Raw genomic sequence first — 6756 nt, 5'->3', positions numbered from 1 at the left:
ATCTAGGGTATGCTTAATGGTTGTTAAATGTAGAAAAAATGGGTGATTACACCAACAAAAAAAGGGTAAATACACCCTTTATCAACTGTAAAATTATTTTGATCTTTGTACATACAAATGATGAAAAAAAAACTAATAACCATTGTTTTATTAATTTTTAAGAAAAATTCAATTTTAGTTTTTCGTTAAAGCTGTAATTTTTTTTAAATGTTAATCGCGAAACGCACATAATTTTTGTGCGTTTTTTATTGTTTGTTTTTATTTGTTAGATTTGCGATACATTTAATCTAACTTATGATTTCACTTAGTGAAGAAAATTATCTGAAAGCCATTTTTCATTTAGCTGATAAAGAAAACACCGTAACCATTAACGAAATCAGCAAATTTCTTGACGTGAAAATGCCAAGTGTTAACAACATGATGAAGAAATTCGCTGAGAAAAACTGGGTGCGTTACGAGAGTTATAAACCACTGAAAATAACAGATTCCGGCAAAAAACAGGCTGCTTTGGTGGTGAGGAAACATCGCCTGACCGAAATGTTTCTCGTGGAAAAGATGAATTTCGGCTGGGAAAATGTACATGAAATCGCAGAACAACTTGAGCACATTCATTCCGAGACTTTTTTTGATAAAATGGATGAAATCCTGAATTTTCCAAAGTACGATCCTCATGGCGAACCGATTCCTGATAAAGATGGAAACATTATTGCCCAGGATTTAAAGAAACTGAGCGAATGCGAAAAGCACCAAAAGGTAGTTTTCACCTCAGTAACCATCAGCGACGATGATTTTCTTACCTATCTAAACATCAAAAATCTCGAACTCGGAAAAGAAATCGAGATTCTTGAAATCGAAATATTTGATAAATCGATGACGGTAAAGATTGATAAAACTCCTACGGTTCTCAGTAAAATAGTCTGTGATAAAATTCTTGTGAAGTGCGCTGTCTAAAAACCGGTTTTGGCATATTGCCTCAATTCCCGTAACTTTGTAACATTCTCAAAATAATCAATAAAAATTAAAAATATGTCAAAAGCTATTTCGCAAGTTCCTTTTGCAGTAAACGAACCGGTAAGAAGTTATGAACCGGGTTCTGCAGAAGTAAAATCTCTGATTTCCACTTACAAACAAATGTGGAAAGAGCAGGTAGAAATTCCCATGATCATCGATGGAAAAGAAGTAAAATCTGAAGATAAAATTGCCATCAGTTCACCTCAGGATCACCAGCACAATCTTGGTTTTTATTACAGGGGAACTATGCAGCATGTTGAAGATGCAATAAATACTGCTTTGGCAGCGAAAGAAAAATGGAACAATCTCGGTTGGGAACAGCGTGCAGCAATTTTCCTTAAAGCTGCAGATTTGGTTGCAGGTCCTTACCGTGACCGTTTAAACGCGGCAACAATGATTGGACAAAGTAAAAACGTTCACCAGGCAGAAATTGATGCGGCGTGTGAATTCATCGATTTCCTTCGTTATAACGTAGAGTTTATGACTGAGATCTATAGTGAACAGCCCGTTTCGGATGCAGGCGTTTGGAACAGATCTGAATACCGCCCGCTGGAAGGTTTCTGCTTTGCGGTAACTCCTTTCAACTTTACCGCGATTGCAGGTAACCTGCCAACATGTATGGCAATGATGGGAAATGTTGTGGTTTGGAAACCTTCAGACAAACAGGTTCTTTCAGCTAAAATTATTATGGATATCCTTACAGAAGCGGGCTTGCCTGCAGGAGTAATCAATATGATTTTTACCGATGGTAAAGAAACTGCAGATAAAGTGTTGTCACATCCCGATTTTGCAGGTTTGCATTTTACTGGGTCTACAACCGTTTTCCAGGATATGTGGAAGAAAATCGGAAACAATATCCACCAATATAAAACTTACCCAAGAATTGTTGGCGAAACTGGCGGAAAAGATTTCGTTATGGTACATCCATCTGCGAATGTGGAAGCGGTTGCTACAGGATTGGTTCGCGGTGCGTTCGAATATCAGGGACAAAAATGTTCTGCAGCATCCAGAGCTTACGTTCCAAAATCACTTTGGAATGACGTGAAAGCTGTAATGGAATCTCAGCTTAAAACAATAAAAATGGGAAGCCCGGAAGATCCTTCCAACTTCATCAACGCCGTAATCGACAAAAATTCCTTCGAAAAGTGTAAAGGATATATCGAGCGTGCTGAAAAATCTGCAGAAGCAAACATTATTTTCGGTGGTAAATGTGATGATTCGAAAGGCTGGTTTGTAGAACCTACAGTAATTGAAACAACAAACCCGAAATACGAATCGGTTTGTGAAGAAATTTTCGGCCCAATCTTATCGGTGTATGTTTATGAAGACCAGGATTGGAAGAAAACACTGAAATTGGTTGATGAAACTTCACCTTATTCTTTAACCGGATCTATTTTCTCTCAGGACCGTTACGCCATTGATGAAGCTTACAAAGCTTTGGAAAATGCAGCCGGAAACTTCTATATCAACGATAAACCAACCGGGGCAGTTGTGGGTCAGCAACCGTTTGGCGGAGCCAGAGCATCGGGAACCAATGACAAAGCAGGTTCTAAAATGAACTTGCTGAGATGGGTTTCTGTACGAAGCATTAAGGAAACATTTGTATCTCCTAAAGATTACAAATATCCATATCTGGGATAAAGATTTTTTCCTTTACGTATAAAACTCTGTCAACTGACAGAGTTTTTTTGTTTTAATCTTTTTAATGCTATTCAGGAAGTTATTTCAATGCGTAAAACAGTTAAAGACCTCCAATCACTTATTTTAACAAACTTTATACTTTAAGTTGGTTTACTGGCACAGTTTTTACAATGATATCCATATATCACTTAATATCACAAATAACTTAAAAATTTAATATTATGAGCACTAAAAGAAATGGCTTATTAGCCTTACTTGGACTTGGAGCAGTAGCATTTTGGAAATATAAAAACTCTACTCCAGAAGAAAAACAAGCGGTAAAGGATAAATTTAACACCGCCAAAGATAATTTCAATAAATTAGGAAGCGACTTAAAGTCGAAAGCCAATGACGTTGCTTCTCAGGTACAGAATAAAGTTGATCAAACCAAAACATCGGTCGCTGATTCTGCCAATCAAAACTAAAAACATAGTTTTCATGAACATAAATCCGCGGTGTAAAATTTACACCGCGGATTTTTTATTTTAAATTTTCCTGAACTCACTTTAACAGCGCATTAAATGTATCGCCTTGGCGAATATCTCCCGTGTTATAACCTTTCATAAACCACTCTTTACGTTGCGCTGAGCTGCCGTGTGTAAAGCTTTCCTGATTTACGTAGCCCTGTGAACGTTTCTGGATATTGTCATCGCCAACCGCTTCAGCTGCTGAAATTGCAGATTCAATATCACCTGGTTCCAAAAATTTCTCTCTGTTATCTGTTTGTCTTGCCCAAAGACCCGCATAAAAATCCGCCTGAAGTTCTGTAGCAACAGAAACCCTGTTCATATCGGCTTCAGAATATCTTCCGCTTCTTCTCAATTGGTCAGTTTTCTGTAAAGTTCCCAAGAGATTCTGGATATGATGCCCCATTTCGTGAGCCATTACATATGCAATTGAAAACTCTGAAACCTGTGCGCCAAATCTTTGCTGAAGTTCTTTAAAGAAACTCATGTCCATATAAATGGTTTGGTCTGCCGGACAATAAAAGGGACCCATCGCAGCCTGTGCTGTTCCGCATCCCGACTGTGTTACCGCTTCGAACATTACCACTTTTGCGGGCTCATACTGCATTCCGTTTTCCTGAAAAACTTTTGTCCAGGTCTCCTCATTTTCGAAAGTAATCATCTGCACAAACTCGCGTACTTTTAATTCATCCGGCGTTAAATCACGCTGTTCGGTCCGATGTGTTTCGCTTCCCATACCACTTGACAGAATAGCAGAAGGATCACCTCCCAGAAAGAATATAATTGCAGCGATAATAAGAGTACCGAGACCGCCGCCCACCATCATTCCACCTCCACCAGCGCCCCGCCGATCATCTACATTTCCGCTTCTGTCGTTTGTCCATTTCATAGTTGATAATTTTTAAATTAATCTTGAGATTAAAATTACGTTTTTTTTATTTATTTAGCTGATTTTTCTGCAACCAGAAACTTGTAGACTGGTACACGGAGACACAGTCGTAAATCAAGTTTTGTACCGAATTTTTTAAAGGCACTTCATCGTAATATAGCTTGAAATTTGCCGGTAATTCAGATTTTTGAGGCTTTAAGGAATACTGACGTACTTTTTTTGTAGGTGAAATTACCGTCAGATAATTATCCTTAATTAAACCCAAATCCTGATAGGTTGCGATGTAGGCTTTCGGCTGAAAGCTTTCTTTGAAAACATCCTGGCCCAAAAATTTAGAGGTATAATTGAAATTTAAAAGTCCAAATAAAGTAGGCATGACATCAATTTGTGACATCAACTGGTTGAACTTTCGCGGCTGAACAAACCCTTCTGAAAAAATCATTCCGGGAATCCGGTATTTGTCCACAGGAAGTTCAGTTTTACCGGCACTGGAAGCACAGTGATCAGCAACAATTACAAAGACTGTATTTTTATACCAATCTTGTTTCTTTGCCATTTCGAAGAATTTACGAAGCGCATAATCGGTATATTTTACACCACCTTCCCGAGATTTTGCGTTACCGGGAATATTAATCCTGCCTTCCGGATACGTAAACGGACGGTGATTGGATACCGTCATCCAGTGATTAAAAAACGGTTTACCAGATTTGCCTTCCTGATTCATTATGGCAACAGCCTTTTCAGCCATATCTTCATCTGCCACCCCCCAAACATTGGCGAAAGTAATTTCTGAAGGTTTAAAGCTGTTTCTGTCCACGATATCGTAACCGTTTCCTTTATAGAAATCCTCCATATTATCGAAATAGCTGTAACCGCCATACAGAAACTTCACCTCATATCCTTTTGATTTAAAAACACTACCGGTGGTGAATTTATTCTTGTTATTTTCTCTTTTAATAATACTTTCTCCGGCTGTTGGCGGAATACACAAGGTTAAAGCTTCAAGACCACGCACCGTTCTGTTACCGGTTGCATACAGATTGGTAAACATCAGCGACTTCTCTGCAAGACTATCGAGAAACGGAGTAATTTTCTGAGAATTTCCGTAATGGGCAAGAAAATCAGCAGAAAGACTTTCGATGGAAATTAAGACTACGTTCTTCTTCAACTCCGGATTTCCTGAAATAACTTTTCTTGCCAACTGCGGCGGCTGAAACTGCTTCAGAAAATGTTCCTCAGCAACCGATTGTATTAAAGTTGGGTAAAACTGAAAATAATCGAGTTCGTTATGAGTAAAAGCATGATAAAATTTCGGGAATCCGTTTGCCTGAATCTCCTGCGCAAAAGTGTTATTGGTTTTAACAGCATCCAGTTTCGGAAGGGCAAATAAACTCAATACGCATAAAAGCAGAAAAGTTCCCAGAAGCATGAGTTTCTGTCTGAAATCCGGAAGTGCCAGAAGTTCATTCTTTGTTTTCCTGAAAATGATGCACGTCACTGCGGTTGTGAGCAGTATAATTACCGAAAACAAAGGCATAACCGGATAACTTTCCATAATATTTCCGATAACCTCGTTGGTATAAATTAAATAATCAACCGCAATGAAATTGTAGCGGACACCGAATTCATTCCAGAAAAAATATTCGCTTACCGCATTGAAAATAATGAGTAAAACATAGAGAAAAAGGGTGATGAAATAAAGAATATTCCGAATCCTGATCCTTTGTGTAGGTAGAAAAAGCATCAGCCCGAAAAGCAAGGTCTTCAACCCAACGAATGCGGTCGCAATTTCTGGAAAAGAACCGCCATACTGCTTAAAAATGTTACCAGGTACAAAAGCCGTGTAAATTAGCGCTGCTACTAAAAGCCCAAAAATAATATAACCGTAGGGTTTTTTGTACTTTGAATTGGACAAAAAAAGAAAATATAGCGCAAGAAAACTGCTCGCCAAAATAAAAACAAAAACATCAGCAAGCAGCCCGACAAAAAGGATCTGCAAACTTTCAAACACCTCCAATCCCGCATTGGTAATGGGATGAAAAATAAAAACAACCCTAAGTAATAGTGAAACCAGGAGGTAAAATACTCCGAGCCAAAGAAATGGTTTTATTTTTTCGAGATTCATTGTAAATGATTTTATAAGGCAGAACAAATTTGCTGGCCTATTGTAAAAAATATTAATTCCCGAACCCGATACTGCCTTTTTTCTCAGAAAGTTTCTTCTTGAAATCGATCATCTGCAGAGCGGTTACCGCGGCTTCCACGCCTTTATTTCCGAGGCTTCCGCCACTTCTTGCAATCGACTGTTCTTTATTATCATCCGTAAGCAAACAGAATATCGTTGGAACGTCTGTTAAGATATTGCAGTCCTTGATTCCCTGTGCCACTGCGGAACAGACATAATCAAAATGCGGAGTTTCGCCACGGATTACACATCCTATCGCAATTACAGCATCAAATTTCCTTTCCTTACAAAGTTGCATGGAAGCATAATTAAGTTCGAATGCGCCGGGAACGCTGAAAACTTTAATATTCTCATCTTTTACGCCTTCGGTTTTCAGTACTTCCAAAGCACCGTCGCGAAGGTTGTGGGTTACAAAATCATTCCATTCAGAAACAACAATGCCAATTCTAAAAGAACCGGCATCATCAATTTTCAATGGTTTGTAATCTGAAAGATTTACAGTTGCCATTTTATATTTTTTAGTA

General features: G+C 38.4%; 6 protein-coding genes. 3 read left to right on the top strand and 3 right to left on the bottom strand.

From position 1 onward, the window contains the following. Positions 1–294 precede the first annotated feature (294 nt). The 3 genes from V5N63_RS07195 to V5N63_RS07185 all read left to right on the top strand — a co-directional run bounded on the left by V5N63_RS07195 (position 295) and on the right by V5N63_RS07185 (position 3116). Complete coding sequence (locus V5N63_RS07195) at positions 295–951, top strand: metal-dependent transcriptional regulator (RefSeq protein ID WP_332033406.1); 657 nt, start codon at positions 295–297, stop codon at positions 949–951. A 75-nt stretch (positions 952–1026) separates the two neighbouring features. Then, entirely contained in the window at positions 1027–2652 is a 1626-nt protein-coding gene (gene pruA / locus V5N63_RS07190; RefSeq protein ID WP_332033405.1) for an L-glutamate gamma-semialdehyde dehydrogenase, read from the top strand. A gap of 221 nt (positions 2653–2873) precedes the next feature. After that, on the top strand, positions 2874–3116 hold the full coding sequence (locus tag V5N63_RS07185; protein ID WP_088468520.1) for a YtxH domain-containing protein: 243 nt from the start codon (positions 2874–2876) through the stop codon (positions 3114–3116). 76 nt (positions 3117–3192) lie between these two features. On the opposite strand, the gene ypfJ is transcribed toward V5N63_RS07185, so the two are convergent. The 3 genes from ypfJ to ribH are packed head-to-tail and all read right to left on the bottom strand — an operon-like array spanning position 3193 to position 6740. Beyond that, positions 3193–4047: a KPN_02809 family neutral zinc metallopeptidase gene (gene ypfJ / locus V5N63_RS07180; protein WP_332033404.1), complete on the bottom strand. Its 855-nt coding sequence runs from the start codon at positions 4045–4047 to the stop codon at positions 3193–3195. A gap of 46 nt (positions 4048–4093) precedes the next feature. Further along, the gene (locus tag V5N63_RS07175) at positions 4094–6172 is read right to left on the bottom strand and encodes an LTA synthase family protein (protein WP_332033403.1); all 2079 of its coding nucleotides are present in this window, start codon (positions 6170–6172) and stop codon (positions 4094–4096) included. Positions 6173–6224: 52 nt separating this feature from the next. Beyond that, the gene (ribH, locus tag V5N63_RS07170; RefSeq protein ID WP_332018733.1) at positions 6225–6740 is read right to left on the bottom strand and encodes a 6,7-dimethyl-8-ribityllumazine synthase; all 516 of its coding nucleotides are present in this window, start codon (positions 6738–6740) and stop codon (positions 6225–6227) included. Positions 6741–6756: the final 16 nt, after the last annotated feature.

The sequence above is a fragment of the Kaistella sp. genome (genome assembly GCF_032060305.1).
Taxonomy (GTDB): Bacteria; Bacteroidota; Bacteroidia; order Flavobacteriales; family Weeksellaceae; genus Kaistella; species Kaistella yananensis.
This window is presented reverse-complemented; position numbering and strand designations above follow the sequence as displayed.